Genomic DNA, 15467 nt, shown 5'->3' on the forward strand with positions numbered 1-15467 from the left:
CCCATCCATAAAGATCTAATTGACTATCTACTTTCAATTTGAACTTGTTGCTGAATTTCTCAAAATGAACCATTCCCCTTCCCCTGCGTTATCCCCTTGATAGATCCGTTTACCCAAGGTGAGTGAAATGAACAGAATCGCCATCATTGCCCTGTCGATAGCGACGGCCTTCTCCGGAATGCCGGCCTCGGCAGGCCCGGCGTTCGTGCCGAGCCCGGTGCAATCGGCGCAGCTGGCGCCTCAAAGCGCCGACGCTCGCATCATGACCGTTGGCTGCAATAACTTCACCAACTGCCCGGGTCAGTTCGGCCATAATCGCATTTGGTATCGCAACCGCCACCACTATCGCGACCGGGACTACTATCGCGACCGGGACTACTACCGCGACGACCGCTATGGCTGGGATCGGCGCTATAACCACCGGTATCACGACCACGACAACACCGGCGCAATCATCGGCGGTTTGGCGGCCGGCGCGCTCATCGGCGGCATCATCGCTTCCCAGCCGCGCACGAATGCCTATAGTTCGCACGCCGACTATTGCTATAGCCGCTACCGGTCATACCGCGCCTATGACAATACCTACCAGCCGAATTACGGCCCGCGCCGCCAGTGCCAGTAGTCCGGCCCATCCATCGGAACAAGCCTCGCATGAAGATGCGGGGCTTTTTGATGCCGATGTGTCCCAAAACAACCTCGTCTGCTTTCCAACGGCCCTCAGCCGTGCTTGTCTTCCGGCTCCAGCCGCGCGGATCGAACCTGCCGAGTCGCCCCGCCGCCTGACAGAGCGCGGGTGATCGATATCTGCAGAGACGGCAAAGCCCGGCACCCGCATCGTCCTGCTTCCCCCTGATCTGGAAACCTGTCAGGCTTCGAAGCGGCGCTCGCCGCCGGCTGGCCTCCCGATCCGCGCCGCGCCGGCGATGAAGCCTATGTTCACGGTGAGCTTCAGCGGCTGCGCCAGGACAGATCGAGGTTTCTCGACGATCTCATTCCTGATGGCAATGGCGCGCCGGATCCGGATCGCCGCCTCTCACCACCCGTCTGTTCTGGATCTGGGACGGCGAATTCTGCGGCAGCATCAGCCTGCGCTTTCAAGCTAGCACCGAAGAGCTGCCGCCCGAGGTGCCGGGCCGTGTGGGCTATTCCCTCGTGCCGTGGAAACAACGCAATGGCCGCGCGACGGCCGCCCTGAGCCTTCTGCTAACCGTTGCGGCAAAGGAAGGCCTCGACCGACTGGTCATCCTCTGCAACGAGCACAATGACGCCTCGCGGCGCGTGATCGAGCGCAATGGCGGCGAATTGTTCATGCGCGGCCCGCATCCCTCCGACAGGCCCGATCAGATCAAACTGTATTTCTGGCTGAAGCCCAGAGCCGCCGGCTGACATGAAACGGACGGAGCACAAGCCTTGCCCGCCTTTGCTCCGTCCGTCGCGGTAGCCTAGGCGAGGCGGCTGAGTGCCGGTCGCGGCGGCGGTCGCCTGCCGCCATAGATCGTCTGTTTAGTAGGTCGCGGCTGGTTTCGGCTTCTTCTCGGTCCATTGCGGCGGCGCGCCGTATTTGGCGGCTACCGCCCCCATCAGTCCGGGCGGCCGGCCGAAGGCGTCGCAGGCGGCGTATTTCGGTTTTCCGCCGAGCCAGGATTTCATCCGCTGCCCTGAGGGCAGCGAGATATCCAGTCCCTTCGGCTCCTTGCCTTTGATCAGCATGCTGGAAAACTCGCTGCTGAATTTCGAAGCCAGGCTATAGGCGTCGCCGACTTCGGAAACGCGGGGGTTGTTCTGCAGCGAGTTTGCCCCGCGCGACCAGACGATCGCCGCCCGCTGCACGCCACCGCTATCGACGGCTTCCGCCTCGACCGCCAATCCGCCGAGGCCGGCCGGCAGCCGCGGCACGCCGACCGGCAGCACGAAACCGGTGCCAACGGTCACGACGGTCGAAACACCAGCCATCGCCTTGTTGGTCGGTACAATGTCGGTGACGACCGAGCGGATTGTCAGATCCGCCGGCTGGCCGGCAGAGACCAGCTGATATTTGTCGCTGAGCGAGATGCAGAGCGCCCGGTCCAGCGCGTTCGCCACCATTACACGGTCGGCGTCGGATTTGACGCGGGTCGCGGCGCTGAAGGCGAAGGTCGTCGGCACGATGCTCACCGTCTTTGCCGGACTAAGGCGCGTCCCGTCGACATAGACGCGCGATTTCGACAGCTTGCCCTTCGGCGCTCCGAGATTACCATAGGAAGAAAGCGTGCCGGCTTCCTTCAGCGGCACCGAGCTGCAACCGGCCGCGGCCATGGCGAGCGCCACCGGCAGAGCGAGGGACAAGCTTCTCGACGCCACGGGAAAGGAAAATAGGAATGGATTGCTGCGCACGCTGTCTGGCCTCCGTCGCCGATGAACTCCGGCGAAAGTGGCGGTCGACAATTGCCGCAACATTACAGATCGCTTCCCAGAGCCTTTCCTGATCAGAACCAGGAAAGGCTCTGGGGGCGGATATTGCTCAAGCAGGCCCGACCTTTATGCGAGTTCGATCGTCACCCGCGTCCCGGCAGCACTGCTCTCGATGCTAACCTCACCGCCATGATTTACGGCGACCTGCTTGACGAGGCTGAGGCCGAGACCGGCGCCCCTGCTTCTTGGGGTAACGCGATAGAAGGGCTCGAACACCAGCTCGCGATGTTCGGCCGCAATGCCCGGTCCCTCGTCGGCGACGCTGACCCTGCTGCCGGCGGAGGCCAGACGCGATACCGAGACCGTGATCATGCCCCTATTGCCGCCGTGATCGATGGCGTTGCGCACCAAGTTGCTGACCGCCCGCGGCAGGGCGGAAGGGCTGCCGCGGCGTTCAATGCTCTCCGTCTCGCTTTGAAAGCATATCTGGTAGCCGCCGGCGATGGCCAGCGGCGCAAGGTCGGCGACCACCGTCCGGCCGATCTCGACGAGATCGACCGTTTCGTCGAGATCGGCCGCCTGGTGGTTCCGCTCGAAATCGAGCAATTGTTCGGCTGCCTCGGCCAGCCGCGCCACGTCGTCAAGCAGCCGCTGCCGCTCGCGCCCATCGGGCATGCCGTCGATGCGCGTCTGCATGATAGCGATCGGCGTCCGCAGCTCATGCGCCGCATCGATCAGGAAACGCTGGCGTTTCTTAAACTCGTTCTCAAGCCGCTCAAGCGTTCCGTTAAAAGCAATCACCAATGGTGCGATTTCCGTGGGAATGCCATCCACCGGCAATCGGGCTCCTTGCCGGCGGGGTTCGATTTCCGATGCCTTGCTCGCTATATCCTTCACGCCGGCCAAAGCGCGCGCTACGACACGGGGGATCGTTAGAAAAACCCCGGGCAAAGCGATGGCCAAAAGTGGTGTGTAAATGAGGTAGGTTTTGCCGAGTATTGCCAGAAATGCGGAGCTTCTGCTGGCGTTTCCGCCGTACATCACTCTGTACTCGCCTTCTGCCGTGTCGACACGGTCGATGGAGGCAACCTCGGTCGTACCAGACGCCCCTCGTATGTCGGCGTCCTTGATGAGGTAGACGTACCGGGCTAGGTCCACATAGGGCGCCGGTATTGCGCCGTAGGAGGCCGTTTGTCCATCGGGTGTTGCGACTAAAAACCAGAGCCTGTTGTTCTCAGCCTTCAAAGACCTGAGACGCGGGCTATCAGCGATGGCGATCCTGCCCTGTGAGTCACGCGTAAGAGCTTCTTCGAGGGCTGCAGTCAGCTGAACCTGCATTCCTTCATTGGGAGAGAGGACGCTGGTTGCGTAAATGCAAAGCCCGATGATCACCGTCGCAACAACAGCCACGAAAACGATACTGAGCTGCCAGCTGAGTGTCCACCAGAGTGAAGGGTTCGACTTGGTCGCCTCGCGCATCACTCCTCCTTCATGAGATAACCGACGCCGCGGATATTGTGGATCGCGACGCCGGCGCAGGCATCGATCAGCCGCTTGCGCAGCCGCGAAATATGCGCGTCGAGCGCATTCGACTGGATTTCCTCTTCGTAGTTATAAACCGCCGCCTCCAGCGTCGAGCGCAGCACGGTCTTCTCTTTGCGCCTGGCAAGGGCTGCGAGCACCAGAAGTTCGCGCCGGGGCAGATCGAGCGGCACGGCATCGACGGTGACGCTGAGATGCAGCGGGTCGATTACCATCCGCCCGGTGGTGATCTTGAGTTCGGCCAGTTCAGGCGATCGCCGCAGCACGGCCCTGAGCCGCGCCATTAATTCCTCAACCAGGAACGGCTTTCCGAGATAGTCGTCGGCCCCGAGGTCGAGGCCCTCGATCCGCTCCTTCGGTTCGTTCAGCGCCGTCATCACGATGATCGGCGTATCCTTCCCCGTCCGCCTGAGCTCGGGAATGAAGCTCAGCCCCTCTCCGTCGGGCAGGCGCCGGTCGAGCAGGATCGCATCGTAGAGGTTCTGCCGCGTCAACTCGACGGCGTCGGCCAGATGCACCGTGTGGTCGGTGACGATCCCATGTTTGCCGAGTGCGACCGAGAGCGCCTCGGCCAGCTCCCTCTCATCCTCTATCAACAGTATCCGCATCGCCCGCCCATTGTCTCGCTCTCCTCTCTATCCGCCACAAGGGTTGCGGCAGCATTGCGGAGCTTGCAAGGCAGCCGGTCATGCTGCCGCAATTGTTGAGGTCCAGCACGAAGAATATTCGCGGCAGCTGGAGATCAAGATGATCCGACCTATCCTCCGTTTCCTGACGAGACACTTCCTCTCTGCCTTCATCCTCGCCGTACTGCTCGCAGCTCCGCTCGTCATTCTCCACACGCTTCACGAAAAGACGGCATTCGAGAACGGCCTGCTGATGGAGGTTCGATGATGCAGCGAGCGGACCTCAGGCGGTCTTGCTGTCTGCCATGCAATAGGCCGAGAACGCCTGAAGATAGGCCTGCACCCTGGAACGGTTCTCCGCTGCTCCGACGACCTTGAACACCTCGGCCGGCTCCAGTTTCATGAGAGGAAGCCTGAGGAAAATATCGCACGCAAACCGGTCGGTGACGGTCGCAAGGATGGTGCGAAGACCTGCCAGCATGTCATCACCGCGATGCGATGCGTGCAGCAGGGCAATCGGCTTATGGACGATCTCATCTCCGGATACGAGCCAGTCGATCGCATTCTTGAGGCCGCCGGGGATGGATCGGACATATTCCGGGCTGGCAATGATCACCCCGTCGCTCTTGGCGATCGCATCGATGAAATCCCGCACCGCCTCCGGCAGAGATTCTCCTTCTAGGTCAGGCGAGAATACCGGCAACCGTCCGACGCCGTCGAAGATCGAAATCTCGATCTCACTTGGCGCAACGGCACGGATCGCCCGCAGCATAGCCGTGTTGGTGGAATTGAGCCGGGCGCTGCCAGATATTGCGAGAATCCTCATGATCCTACCAGGAATCGATTGCTCATGGCTGTCAACGCAAAAGGCTAGGTTCGATTGAGTAACGCCAAAAAAGCGACTTTTGCTTGAACTGGCCGAACCCCGCGTTAGCCTGGGTGCTGCTGCCGAATCGGCTGGAATCATCCCCGGGGAAATACATATGACGGCTTTGATCGAGGCGCGGGGCGTCAGCAAGCGCTTCCGGCAGCACAAGAGATTTCCGGGCCTGCTGGGCGCGCTAAAGACACTGGTGACCAACGAATATACGGAAGTTCTGGCCGTTTCCGACATTGGTTTCGACATCGCGGCGGGCGAAGCCGTCGGCTATCTCGGCCCCAATGGCGCCGGCAAATCGACGATGTTCAAGATGATGACCGGCATCCTGGTGCCGAGCGCCGGCACGCTCTCGGTGCTCGGCCGGACGCCGCACCTGAAGCGCATGGACAATGCGCGCGAGATCGGCGTCGTTTTCGGCCAGCGCAGCCAGCTATGGTGGGACCTGCCGCTGGTTGACAGTTTCACTCTTCACCAGCGCATCTATGATATCCCCATCGCCCGCTATGCGGATAATCTCCGGCGCTTCAGCGAGTTGCTTGACTTGACGCCCTTTCTCGACCGCGCCGTGCGCCAGCTCAGCCTCGGTCAGCGCATGCGCGCCGAGATCGTGATGTCACTGCTGCACGATCCCAAGATCCTCTTTCTCGACGAACCGACCATCGGGCTTGATGTCGTCGCCAAGGATGCCGTGCGGCGTTTTCTCGCCGAGATCAACCGCGAACGCGGCGTCACCATCATACTCACCACCCACGACCTGCAGGACATCGAGACCATCTGCCCGCGGCTGATCATGGTCGACCATAGCAGGCTCATCTTCGACGGCGAATTGAAGAGCCTGCGCACGGCATTGGGCTCGGCCCGGCGGCTGACACTCGAATTTGCCAGTGACCCGGGACCGCTGCCATTGCGCACCGCGGCTCTCGTCAGCGACGAGGGCCTGCGCAAGAACTATCTCATCGAACGTGAAGACATCTCGCTGGTGGCAGTCCTGTCGGAGGTCGGCAGCGGGCGCGACCTTAAGGACGTGGCGCTGCACGAGCCCGACATCGAAGAGGTCATCCGCACCTTCTACCAGCGCCGCAACGCCGACCAGCATAGCAATGCCAAGGCCCGGGCATCATGAGCGCCTATTTCGCCTTCGCGCGCAGTTCCTTCCATTCGCAGCTCGCCTACCGCAACGAAGTATGGGCCAATATCTTCGGCAAACTCGTACAGGTCTTCGCGCGTGTTGCCATATGGCAGGCGGCCTATGCCGGCATCGGCGGCATCGTGGTCGAAGGCGTTTCCTTGCAGCAGATGGTGACCTATGCCCTGCTCGGCGGCGCCGTGATGGGCGCGACCCGCCCCGAAAGGATCATCGGCGAGATCGGCCAGTCACTCAAGACAGGCGATATCGCGGTCTGGCTGCTCAAGCCCTTGTCCTATCCGCTCTATCTCTTCGCCAACGAATGCGGCAGCTTCGGTTATCGCCTGATGACCCAGGTCATTCCGACCGTCGCCTTCACCGCGTTGTTTTACGGCATGCTGCCGCCGGCGAGCCTGTTCGATGGCCTGATGTTCGGCGCCTTCTGGGCGCTGTCCTTTACGTTGCTGTTCCTGATGTCGGCGCTCTTCGGCCTCATCGCATTCTGGCTGATGACCAGCTTCTCGCTGGACTGGATCCTGGGCGCTCTGCTGCAATTGTTCTCCGGCCTGCTGGTGCCCTTCTGGTTCTTCCCCGAACCTGTCGCCACGATTGCCCGCCACCTGCCCTTCGCCTGGGTGGTCTATTACCCCAATGCCGTCTATCTCGGCAGGCTTTCCACGGCCGAGGTCTGGCTCCATCTCGGCCTGGGCCTTGCCTGGGCCGCGTTATTCCTCGTCGGCGTCCTCTGGCTGTGGCGCCGCGCCTCCACCCGCATCACCGTGCAGGGGGGGTAATCGTGCTCTTTCATCACCTGCGCGTCCTTCCGCTGCTGGTCCGGATGCATGTCCGCTCCAAGATGGAATATCGCGGCGCTTTCTGGCTCGATCGTCTTGCGCAGATCTTTTCCTATGGCAGCGTCTTCGCCACCATCGGAATCCTGCTTGCCCGCTTCGACACCCTCGGCGGCTGGACCTGGCCGGAGCTTGCGCTGCTGTTCAGCTTCCAACTGCTGGCTTATTCGCTCGGCGCTGCGATGAGCTTCGTGCAGTTGCGCGAGCTCGAAGAACTGGTGCGGCTCGGCACTTACGACACGCTGTTGGTCAAGCCTTTCAGCCCCTGGGCCTATCTGGTCTTTTCCGGCCTTAATATCGGCTATGCCGGCCACATCATCCTCGCAGTGGCGCTGATGGCTTGGGCCGTTCTGTCCGTCGACTTCACCTGGTCGGTCTGGTCCGCGTCATTCTTCATTGCTGCGCTTATCAGCGCGACGCTGCTGACGGGTGCGCTCATCACCATGATCGGCGCCACGGCATTGATCTGGGTGCGGTCCAACCATCTGTTCTCGATCTTCTTCGGCTTTTGGGAATTGACGCGCTACCCGCTCAATATTTTTCCGGGCGGCATCCAGGCCATCCTCGTCACAGCGGTCCCGTTGGCCCTCACCAGTTCGGTCCCCATCGGCGCCCTGCTTGGCAAACCCATCCCGATCCTCGGGGTCTGGGCCGGGCCCGCGGCTCTCCTGGCCGGCCCGATCTGGGTGTTGATATCAATCGCTCACTGGCGGTATGCCACCGGCAAGTACCAGGGTGCCGGCGGCTGATCGGACCGACCTCCCTCGATATCAGGATGCCTGCGACAACGATCTCGCGCGGACCTCGAGGAACGCAGCCGTCAGCTTCGCGAGCACCGGCGAAGTGCATGCACCATTGGCGCCGCCGATTGGATCGGCGATGTGGATCTGCCGGAGATCCTCCATGAATGCGTCCCACAGCGGCGGCCCGCCTTCTTCGAGAAGCTGCGCGCGAATGCTCAACTCCTCGCTCACAGGCATATGTCGCCGGCCCCAGGCACCGATCATGGCGAAGACGGGCACGAGGTGGATCGCTGGCTCCGCCAGGCTGTAGATCGCTTTCTGGCTGTGGCTCGGATCGTCCCGCTTGCTGATGAACCCGAGCGAGAGCAGGCGCTTCAGCCTGGCGGCCAGAATGTTGGAGGCGATCCCCTCCTCCGAATGGGTCAGAAGATCGCGGAAATGGCGGCGGTTGCCAAACATAATGTCCCGGATGATGATGAGGCTCCACCTGTCGCCCAACACTTCCATCGTCAGGTTGATCGGGCAACCCGACCGCAGTTCGATATCCACGATATTCTCCTTCGAAAAACTGGTTGCATTATAGGATCACTTATGCAACAACGCAACTAGTTTCAATATGCAATCAGATTAAGGAGAACAGCATGTCCAAGGTGCGCGTCGCAGCATTTTCCCTTTCCGTGGATGGTTTCGGCGCCGGGCTGGAGCAAAGCATGAACGATCCGCTGGGCAAGCGGGGAACGGAGATGTTCGAATGGTTTTTCCGTACCCGCACCTTCCGCGCGATGACCGGAAAGGACGGCGGTTCTGAGGGCGTTGACGAGGATTATGCGGCCCGCGGCATGGCCAATTTCGGCGCCTTCATTCTCGGGCGCAACATGTTCGGCCCCATCCGCGGCAATTGGCCGGATGACGCCTGGAAAGGCTGGTGGGGACAGAACCCGCCCTATCACGCGCCGACCTATATCCTCACGCATTATCCCCGCGAACCGATCGCTATGGAGGGCGGCACGACGTTTCACTTCATCACCGGCGGCATCGAAGAAGCGCTTGACAAGGCGAGGGCCGCGGCCGGCGACAAGGATGTGAAAATCGGCGGCGGCGTCAGCACCGTCCGTCAATACCTACAGGCCGGCCTGATCGATGAACTGCATTTCGCCATCTCGCCCGTTGTGCTCGGCAAGGGCGAGGCGATGTTTGCACGCATCGACCTGCCGGCTCTCGGCTTCCGCGTCGCCGAGCATGTCGCGACCGAACACGCCACGCATATCGTGCTGGCCAAATGAACGACCCCTTCGGGCTCCTTCACGCTAAGTCATGCCGCAGGGTGCCTGCGGCAACCACAGGCATACGAGATCGCCATTGTCGAACCAGACGGGCAGTTCCAAAATGTCGGACGAGGCCGGTGTGCCGCCGGGAACGTTATGCCCGGCCCAGACCAGACCCAAGCCGTTCGAGGTAGGCGCAAAACATGTCGGCCACGGCGTCGGCATAGGCGTCGATCTCGGCAAGGCTCCGCGGAGCCTCCGAGAACTGCTTGCCCACCGTGCCGAGCGTCGTGGTGATCAGCTCGCCGGCGAGAGCCCGGCTCGCCTCCGGCGCAGAAGGCAGCACTTCCTGCATGAACAGTTCGACGATGCGGTCTCCCGATGCCCTCGCCGCCTGCGCCTCCGGTGCATCGCGATAAAGGGGTGCTGCGTCATGGAGCGCCACGCGCATCGCCGCCTCCTCACACTCCGAGCGGAGGAAGGCATGGACGAGGCGGCGCAGCCGTTTGAGCGGCGGCCTTTGCGCATCCGCGAGAATGCCGCCGAGCATGTCGGTCGTCTGCCGCCATTCGTCGCTCTGCAGCCGAAAGAGGATCGCCGCCTTGTTGGGGAAATATTGGTAGAGCGATCCGATGCTGACGCCCGCCCTTTCGGCCACCCGCGCCGTCGTGAAGCGCTGGGCGCCTTCCCGCGCCAAAACCTGAGCAGCGGCATCCAGGATCGCCGCCACGAGCTCGCTCGATCGGGCCTGCTTGGGCTGTTTTCGTGAGGAAATCCGGGCTCTTGGACGATCGGTCATGGCAGCGCTCCGCAATGCGAATAGCAGATGCGACGAATTACTCGTATTTTTCGTCCCACACAAGAACCTGTCATCAAGGAGATTTTACATGACGACACTGACCACCGCGCCGCTGGCACCCCTGCTCGACGGCCTATTCGAGGAGGCAGCCGCGGCAACGAGCCCGGCAATGTCGGGCCTATCAGGCGATGAGCGAATGCGCCTGATCGGCAGCAAGACCGAATATCTCGAGCTTTACGGGCGCCTCAGGGATCTTTGGCTTCCCGTCTCCAGGGAGGCCGGCGCCCTGCTCTACATGTTGGCGCGAAGCAGCCGCGCACGAACGATCGTCGAGTTCGGCACATCCTTCGGCATCTCGACCCTCCATCTCGCCGCCGCGCTGCGCGACAATGGCGGCGGCCGGCTGATCACCAGCGAGTTCGAGCCGTCGAAGCTGGCCCGCGCCCGCGCCAACCTGGTGGCCGGCGGCCTCATCGATCTCGTCGAGATCCGCGAAGGCGATGCCCTTGAGACCCTGAGCACGGATCTCCCCGAAACGATCGACCTGCTGTTCCTCGATGGCGCCAAGGCGCTCTATCGCGATATCCTGGAACTGGTGGAAGACCGCCTGAGGCCTGGCGCTCTCATCGTCGCCGACAATGCCGACCTCTGCCCGGACTATCTCGCCCGCGTACGCTCGCCCGCGGCCGGCTACGTCTCGACACCATTCGAAGAGGATATCGAACTGTCGATGCGGACCTGATGACGCCAGGCCGTTGCCCGGCCGAGCGCGCTTGCCGGCCGGGCAACGGCCCATTTCATCGGCACACCTTCATCGCTGTACAGCGCCGTAGCGCAGCCCGTCGACCAGCAGGGAAACCATACGCCGGGCATGTTCGGACCCTTGCGGGTAGGCATGCATGCTGAGGCTTGCGGCCGCATTCAAAAGATCCTCGGCGGCGATATCGGTGCGGACCTCACCGGCGGCAGCGGCGGCGTCGAGAAGCGAGCGAAGGGCCGGCTGCAGCCGCTGCTGGAAGTAGGCGGGCAAGGCATCGAAGGCTGGGTTGCCGGAGTGCAGGGCCGCCGCAAGCCCGCGCTTGGCCGAGATAAAATCCACGAAACGCTGCATCCATCTGGCCAGCGCCTCGCCCGGCGCATGTTCGGCGGCAAGGATGGGCGCAGCGTCAGCGCAGGCCTCGATTTCGCGGCGGAAGACGGCGACGACGAGGTCGGAACGCTCGGGAAAATGCCGGTAAACGGTGCCGATGCCGACGCCGGCCTTCTCCGCGATCTCACGCACCGGGGCATCGACGCCGGAGGTCGCAAACACCGTCAACGCCGCCTGAAGCAGCCCGTCGAGATTGCGCTTGGCATCGGCGCGCACGCGCCTGTCCGGCCTTTCCCCGGGATTCACGCCGTCCTCCTGCTCCTTTCTCTCGTCGCTCATCATTCACTCTCTTGCAAAACGGAACGTTGTTCCGTATAAAAACGGAATACGGTTCCGTTTATGCAAATTAACACAGCGCGACGGTGTTGGCCACATCGATGCGCACGAAGTCCGCCTCCCCAATAAAAGGAACAGACCATGCAATACCGCACGCTTGGAAGAACCGGCATCAAGGTCAGCCCCTATTGCCTCGGCGCCATGATGTTTGGCGCTGCCGGCAATCCCAACCACGAGGATTCGATCCGGATCATCCACAAGGCTCTCGATGCCGGCATCAACTTCATCGACACCGCCGATATCTACAGCCGCGGCGAATCCGAGGAGATTGTCGGCAAGGCGCTCAAGGGCCGGCGCGACGACGTCGTGCTTGCCACCAAGGCACATCTGCCGATGGGCGACGACCCGAACCGGCAGGGCAATTCGCGCCGCTGGTTGACGCGGGCGATCGAGGATTCGCTCCGCCGCCTGCAGACCGACCATATCGATCTCTACCTGATCCACCGGCCGGCACCCGATACCGACATCGAGGAAACACTATCGGCCCTCACCGACCTGATACGTGCGGGCAAGGTGCGTGCCGTGGGATCGTCGACCTTCCCCGTCTCGGAAATTATCGAGGCGCAATGGGTTTCCGAGCGCCGCGGGCTGGCACGTTTCCGCGCCGAGCAGCCGCCCTATTCGATCCTCAACCGCAGCATCGAACGCGAGGTTCTGCCCGCCTGCGAACGTTACGGAATGGGCGCGATGGTGTGGAGCCCGCTGGCGATGGGCATGCTCACCGGCAAATACCGAAAGGGCGCGCCGCAGCCCGATAGCGCCCGCGCCAAACGCTTCCCCAGGCAGATGAACGACGAGCGTCGGCTGGACGCGGTCGAACGGCTCATCCCGCTCGCCCAGCAGGCAGGGCTCTCGCTGGCGCACATGGCGATGGCCTTCACCATCGCCCATCCCGCCGTCACCTCGGCGATCATCGGCCCGCGCACGATGGAGCACTTCGATGATCTGCTTGCCGGCGCCGGGGTGAGCTTGACGGACGAAATCCTCGACCGGATCGACGCGATCGTCCCGCCCGGCACCGACACCGGCCCGTTGGAGGCGGCCTATAATCCGCCTGCGGTAATGCAGCCGAACCTGCGCCGCCGCCCGATAACGGAGCGCTTCGCCGCCTGACCGGCAGGGGAGTGAGGCCCGGTCCTGCAAAGCAGGAGCGATCTATCCAGTGAATCGATCGCAGGGCCGAACGCCCTGAACCATGCGAAGGGCCAGCAGCGGCGCCTTCCCTAATTCGGGCAGCACAAAGCGACCTTCACTTAAAGGCGTTTCTCAAAAAACGTGTCCGGGTACGGGTCGTCATTGAAACGCTCGATCTCACGCCAGCCGGTCCCGCGATAAAGCTGTGTTGCCTCGGGCAGCGCGCTATTCGTATCCAGGCGCAGAAGCTTGATGGACAACTCACGGGCGATGTTCTCGGCGGCCATCATAAGGCGCGTTGCGAGCCCGAGGCCGCGCGCGGAGGGGGCGACCCAGAGCCTTTTGATCTCCGCGACCTCGCCGCCATTGCCCTTCAGCCCGACACAGCCGATCGGCAGGCCATCCGACATGGCCACCAGGAACGCACCGCGCGGGCGGATCATATCCATGGCGTCGGGATCGCGAGAAAGCGATACATCGAAACCCTTCTCGAAGCGGCGTGCAAGTTCACCATAGTATTCGCGCAGACAATAGCTGGCGTCCTCGTGCCGCGGGTCTTTCTCCTCGAGCACGATCTGCTCACGCCTCAGCGAAGAAGCGACGATATCCATGGCGCGCAGCAGTTCGTCCGGGCGGCGATGGCGCGCCAGAAACGATTTCGCCTGCGCATCGGAAAGCTCTTCATAGGCTTGAAACTCGCAATGGCCGGTTTCGGTCAATCGGGCAATGCGGCGGCGCGCGTCCTGAGGGTTCGGTAGCGTCTCGATGAGACCTTCCTCCTCCAGACTGCGCAGCAGACGGCTCATCAAGCCGGAGTCGAGACCGAGATAATCGCGGATCACCGCAACATCCGTTTGTCCCCGGCCGATCGAATTGAGGACACGGGCAGCGCCCAGCGGACGGCCGCGTCCGAGGAAAGACGTATCGAGAGCGCCGACTTCGGAGGTGACGGCACGGTTGAAGCGTCGGACACGAGAGACAGGATCGTAGGTCATATTACCTGACTTTAGTCAGATAATTGATCCTGTCAATTCCGAGCACTCAAAGCTCGGCATCACCGACAGCCATATCCGCTTTCAAGGTTGTCGCGCTGCCCGCCACGACGACCATATTCATATCCAGGTCGACTAATGGTCCGCCTTTAAGGAGCGTCGCCGTGCGATATAGATCGCCGTTGTCATGTTATGTTCAACGCGTCCGCCAAATCGGGATGCGGCAATGGCTTCCAGGGCATCGAGCAGCGCGAAGCGCTCGGACGGCGGCAGTATGGTCACGTTGGAATAGGTTGCGTAGAGCCTGCGGACGGCTGCCGGATCGAGCGTCAGCGTCCACGAGAGAAATTGCGGCTCGTCGGCAATGAAGCCGGTGGCGGCCAGTTCCCCGACACGCGCGTTAGCGTCCAGCCCGTGAGGCAATCGCTCCGCATCGCCGCTCGACAGGCTCGACGGATGACTTGCGAACAGATGCACCGTTTCGTCGTGGAAGGCATCCGGCCGGCCCGCATCGCCGAAGACGTTCCACCACAGAGCGACGGCTCCGCCCGGCCGAAGCAGACCATGGATCTTCTCTAGCGAAGCTGTCGGGTCAAGCCAGTGAAACATCGTCGCGGCAGCGACCAGATCGAAGGAGGCCGGCTTGAGATTGACGGCCTCGAAGGGAGCCTCCACGATATCGAGACAGGGATTGTCGATCGAGACGCGAAGGTAATCCGCAAGCCGGCCATCGGGCTCGACGGCAACGAGGCTGCGCGGCCGGTCACCGAGCAGCGCCATCGTCGCCAGCCCCGAACCGGCACCGATCTCCAATATATCGATGCCGGCCCTGAGACCGGCGCGCTCGCGCAGGGCCGCCCAGGTCGCTTGCGGATAAGCCGGTCGCGCGCGGTGATAATTGGCAGGATCATCGCCAAACGCTTCGCGGCCAAACCGCCGGTCAAGCTTTACCCTTTTCATCGCGGACTCCATTCAGCCGAGCCCTGGTGCACCCGGCATCTCAAGAATGACCGATTTCGGCAAGGAGCCAATCACGAAATGCCTTGACCTCGCGTTGGTGGCGATCGTCCAGAGGGGCAGTAAACGGCAATCGGTCCCGAACCCCGTCACCCCTCTCCTTCGGTCTTGGAAAGCAGCCTGGCCAGCTCTTCGAGCTCTCCGGTCGAAAGGTGCCGGAATTCCGCCGGCGGGCGATAATGCTCCCTCAAAAGCTCATCCTTGGTGGCTGCACCCTTCCGGGTCAGCCGTACCAGCTTTATGCGGCGGTCGTGTTCCGGCGTCACGCGTTCGGCAAGGCCCGCTCGCTCCAGCCGATCGACCAGCCACGTCGCAGTCGAGGCGTCGCATCCCCATTGACGGGCGAGCGCGCTGATCGGCTCCCCCTCGTCGTGCAAGGTGAACAGAGTCCTGGAATCGTTTGGCGTCAGCCCCCTCGCCTGAAGGCTTTCCACCCGCTGTGGCGCCGATTTCATCAAGAGATCGAACATCATCCGCCACGCCGAGGCGGCGGCTTTGGCATGGCGGCCGGAGGCAGAAGGCATCAAATATCCTCGCAACACACTTGAAAAATAGTTCTATTACTCAAATTATCGTACCGATCAAACCTTATTGGCGATTTCCCCCCGGAAAGTC

General features: G+C 62.2%; 18 protein-coding genes and 1 pseudogene. 9 read left to right on the forward strand and 10 right to left on the reverse strand.

Features of this window, described 5'->3' with window-relative positions:
* The first annotated feature begins 127 nt into the window (after window positions 1–127).
* Together N2600_RS13010 and N2600_RS13015 are read left to right on the forward strand one after the other, a co-directional pair.
* Window positions 128–622: a BA14K family protein gene (locus N2600_RS13010; protein WP_260296436.1), complete on the forward strand. Its 495-nt coding sequence runs from the start codon at window positions 128–130 to the stop codon at window positions 620–622.
* Window positions 623–800: 178 nt separating this feature from the next.
* Window positions 801–1386: pseudogene (locus N2600_RS13015) on the forward strand (GNAT family N-acetyltransferase).
* A 117-nt stretch (window positions 1387–1503) separates the two neighbouring features.
* Here N2600_RS13015 and N2600_RS13020 read toward each other — a convergent pair.
* The 3 genes from N2600_RS13020 to N2600_RS13030 all read right to left on the reverse strand — a co-directional run bounded on the left by N2600_RS13020 (window position 1504) and on the right by N2600_RS13030 (window position 4541).
* Window positions 1504–2436 (reverse strand): DUF3313 domain-containing protein, encoded by a 933-nt coding sequence (locus N2600_RS13020; RefSeq protein ID WP_245483786.1) that lies wholly within the window; start codon window positions 2434–2436, stop codon window positions 1504–1506.
* Between the two features lie 81 nt (window positions 2437–2517).
* Complete coding sequence (locus N2600_RS13025) at window positions 2518–3870, reverse strand: sensor histidine kinase (protein WP_260296437.1); 1353 nt, start codon at window positions 3868–3870, stop codon at window positions 2518–2520.
* On the reverse strand, window positions 3870–4541 hold the full coding sequence (locus N2600_RS13030; RefSeq protein ID WP_260296438.1) for a response regulator transcription factor: 672 nt from the start codon (window positions 4539–4541) through the stop codon (window positions 3870–3872). Before N2600_RS13030 ends, N2600_RS13025 begins: the two co-directional genes overlap by 1 nt.
* Before the next feature lie 139 nt (window positions 4542–4680).
* Here N2600_RS13030 and N2600_RS13035 point away from each other — a divergent pair, with 139 nt between their 5' ends.
* Window positions 4681–4827: a hypothetical protein gene (locus tag N2600_RS13035; RefSeq protein WP_260296439.1), complete on the forward strand. Its 147-nt coding sequence runs from the start codon at window positions 4681–4683 to the stop codon at window positions 4825–4827.
* Between the two features lie 15 nt (window positions 4828–4842).
* Here the strand turns inward: N2600_RS13035 and N2600_RS13040 are convergent, their stop codons facing one another.
* Window positions 4843–5385, reverse strand: coding sequence for an NADPH-dependent FMN reductase (locus N2600_RS13040; RefSeq protein ID WP_260298835.1), 543 nt, complete (start codon window positions 5383–5385; stop codon window positions 4843–4845).
* A gap of 157 nt (window positions 5386–5542) precedes the next feature.
* Here N2600_RS13040 and N2600_RS13045 point away from each other — a divergent pair, with 157 nt between their 5' ends.
* The 3 genes from N2600_RS13045 to N2600_RS13055 are packed head-to-tail and all read left to right on the forward strand — an operon-like array spanning window position 5543 to window position 8165.
* Window positions 5543–6562, forward strand: a complete 1020-nt coding sequence (locus tag N2600_RS13045; protein ID WP_260296440.1) for an ABC transporter ATP-binding protein — start codon at window positions 5543–5545, stop codon at window positions 6560–6562.
* Window positions 6559–7359, forward strand: a complete 801-nt coding sequence (locus tag N2600_RS13050; protein WP_260296441.1) for an ABC transporter permease — start codon at window positions 6559–6561, stop codon at window positions 7357–7359. Before N2600_RS13045 ends, N2600_RS13050 begins: the two co-directional genes overlap by 4 nt.
* Before the next feature lie 2 nt (window positions 7360–7361).
* Window positions 7362–8165: an ABC transporter permease gene (locus tag N2600_RS13055; protein WP_260296442.1), complete on the forward strand. Its 804-nt coding sequence runs from the start codon at window positions 7362–7364 to the stop codon at window positions 8163–8165.
* Window positions 8166–8186: 21 nt separating this feature from the next.
* On the opposite strand, the gene N2600_RS13060 is transcribed toward N2600_RS13055, so the two are convergent.
* The gene (locus N2600_RS13060; RefSeq protein ID WP_170262385.1) at window positions 8187–8708 is read right to left on the reverse strand and encodes a winged helix-turn-helix transcriptional regulator; all 522 of its coding nucleotides are present in this window, start codon (window positions 8706–8708) and stop codon (window positions 8187–8189) included.
* A gap of 92 nt (window positions 8709–8800) precedes the next feature.
* On the opposite strand from N2600_RS13060, the gene N2600_RS13065 reads away from it, so the two are divergent.
* Window positions 8801–9442 (forward strand): dihydrofolate reductase family protein, encoded by a 642-nt coding sequence (locus tag N2600_RS13065; RefSeq protein ID WP_260296443.1) that lies wholly within the window; start codon window positions 8801–8803, stop codon window positions 9440–9442.
* Window positions 9443–9578: 136 nt separating this feature from the next.
* Here N2600_RS13065 and N2600_RS13070 read toward each other — a convergent pair whose 3' ends face one another.
* Window positions 9579–10223, reverse strand: coding sequence for a TetR family transcriptional regulator (locus N2600_RS13070; protein WP_260296444.1), 645 nt, complete (start codon window positions 10221–10223; stop codon window positions 9579–9581).
* Window positions 10224–10311: 88 nt separating this feature from the next.
* Between N2600_RS13070 and N2600_RS13075 the strand changes: the two genes are divergently transcribed.
* Window positions 10312–10965, forward strand: coding sequence for an O-methyltransferase (locus N2600_RS13075; protein WP_260296445.1), 654 nt, complete (start codon window positions 10312–10314; stop codon window positions 10963–10965).
* Window positions 10966–11034: 69 nt separating this feature from the next.
* Here the strand turns inward: N2600_RS13075 and N2600_RS13080 are convergent, their stop codons facing one another.
* Window positions 11035–11655 (reverse strand): TetR/AcrR family transcriptional regulator, encoded by a 621-nt coding sequence (locus N2600_RS13080; protein WP_260296446.1) that lies wholly within the window; start codon window positions 11653–11655, stop codon window positions 11035–11037.
* A 135-nt stretch (window positions 11656–11790) separates the two neighbouring features.
* On the opposite strand from N2600_RS13080, the gene N2600_RS13085 reads away from it, so the two are divergent.
* The gene (locus N2600_RS13085; protein WP_260296447.1) at window positions 11791–12822 is read left to right on the forward strand and encodes an aldo/keto reductase; all 1032 of its coding nucleotides are present in this window, start codon (window positions 11791–11793) and stop codon (window positions 12820–12822) included.
* A 140-nt stretch (window positions 12823–12962) separates the two neighbouring features.
* Here N2600_RS13085 and N2600_RS13090 read toward each other — a convergent pair whose 3' ends face one another.
* The 3 genes from N2600_RS13090 to N2600_RS13100 form a co-directional block, all read right to left on the reverse strand.
* Window positions 12963–13838: a bifunctional helix-turn-helix transcriptional regulator/GNAT family N-acetyltransferase gene (locus tag N2600_RS13090; RefSeq protein ID WP_260296448.1), complete on the reverse strand. Its 876-nt coding sequence runs from the start codon at window positions 13836–13838 to the stop codon at window positions 12963–12965.
* A gap of 132 nt (window positions 13839–13970) precedes the next feature.
* On the reverse strand, window positions 13971–14807 hold the full coding sequence (locus N2600_RS13095; RefSeq protein ID WP_260296449.1) for a class I SAM-dependent methyltransferase: 837 nt from the start codon (window positions 14805–14807) through the stop codon (window positions 13971–13973).
* Between the two features lie 134 nt (window positions 14808–14941).
* Window positions 14942–15376, reverse strand: coding sequence for a MarR family winged helix-turn-helix transcriptional regulator (locus N2600_RS13100; RefSeq protein WP_260296450.1), 435 nt, complete (start codon window positions 15374–15376; stop codon window positions 14942–14944).
* Window positions 15377–15467 lie beyond the last annotated feature (91 nt).

This window comes from Rhizobium sp. WSM1274 (assembly GCF_025200775.1).
GTDB classification, from domain to species: Bacteria; Pseudomonadota; Alphaproteobacteria; order Rhizobiales; family Rhizobiaceae; genus Rhizobium; species Rhizobium leguminosarum_I.

What these genes read in the sequence shown, in the direction of transcription:
- N2600_RS13010 (WP_260296436.1), top strand. Translation starts at nt 128, where the DNA reads ATGAACAGAATCGCCATCATTGCCCTGTCGATAGCGACGGCCTTCTCC.
- N2600_RS13020 (WP_245483786.1), bottom strand. Translation starts at nt 2,436, where the DNA reads ATGTTGCGGCAATTGTCGACCGCCACTTTCGCCGGAGTTCATCGGCGA.
- N2600_RS13025 (WP_260296437.1), bottom strand. Translation starts at nt 3,870, where the DNA reads ATGCGCGAGGCGACCAAGTCGAACCCTTCACTCTGGTGGACACTCAGC.
- N2600_RS13030 (WP_260296438.1), bottom strand. Translation starts at nt 4,541, where the DNA reads ATGCGGATACTGTTGATAGAGGATGAGAGGGAGCTGGCCGAGGCGCTC.
- N2600_RS13035 (WP_260296439.1), top strand. Translation starts at nt 4,681, where the DNA reads ATGATCCGACCTATCCTCCGTTTCCTGACGAGACACTTCCTCTCTGCC.
- N2600_RS13040 (WP_260298835.1), bottom strand. Translation starts at nt 5,385, where the DNA reads ATGAGGATTCTCGCAATATCTGGCAGCGCCCGGCTCAATTCCACCAAC.
- N2600_RS13045 (WP_260296440.1), top strand. Translation starts at nt 5,543, where the DNA reads ATGACGGCTTTGATCGAGGCGCGGGGCGTCAGCAAGCGCTTCCGGCAG.
- N2600_RS13050 (WP_260296441.1), top strand. Translation starts at nt 6,559, where the DNA reads ATGAGCGCCTATTTCGCCTTCGCGCGCAGTTCCTTCCATTCGCAGCTC.
- N2600_RS13065 (WP_260296443.1), top strand. Translation starts at nt 8,801, where the DNA reads ATGTCCAAGGTGCGCGTCGCAGCATTTTCCCTTTCCGTGGATGGTTTC.
- N2600_RS13070 (WP_260296444.1), bottom strand. Translation starts at nt 10,223, where the DNA reads ATGACCGATCGTCCAAGAGCCCGGATTTCCTCACGAAAACAGCCCAAG.
- N2600_RS13075 (WP_260296445.1), top strand. Translation starts at nt 10,312, where the DNA reads ATGACGACACTGACCACCGCGCCGCTGGCACCCCTGCTCGACGGCCTA.
- N2600_RS13080 (WP_260296446.1), bottom strand. Translation starts at nt 11,655, where the DNA reads ATGATGAGCGACGAGAGAAAGGAGCAGGAGGACGGCGTGAATCCCGGG.
- N2600_RS13085 (WP_260296447.1), top strand. Translation starts at nt 11,791, where the DNA reads ATGCAATACCGCACGCTTGGAAGAACCGGCATCAAGGTCAGCCCCTAT.
- N2600_RS13090 (WP_260296448.1), bottom strand. Translation starts at nt 13,838, where the DNA reads ATGACCTACGATCCTGTCTCTCGTGTCCGACGCTTCAACCGTGCCGTC.
- N2600_RS13095 (WP_260296449.1), bottom strand. Translation starts at nt 14,807, where the DNA reads ATGGAGTCCGCGATGAAAAGGGTAAAGCTTGACCGGCGGTTTGGCCGC.
- N2600_RS13100 (WP_260296450.1), bottom strand. Translation starts at nt 15,376, where the DNA reads ATGCCTTCTGCCTCCGGCCGCCATGCCAAAGCCGCCGCCTCGGCGTGG.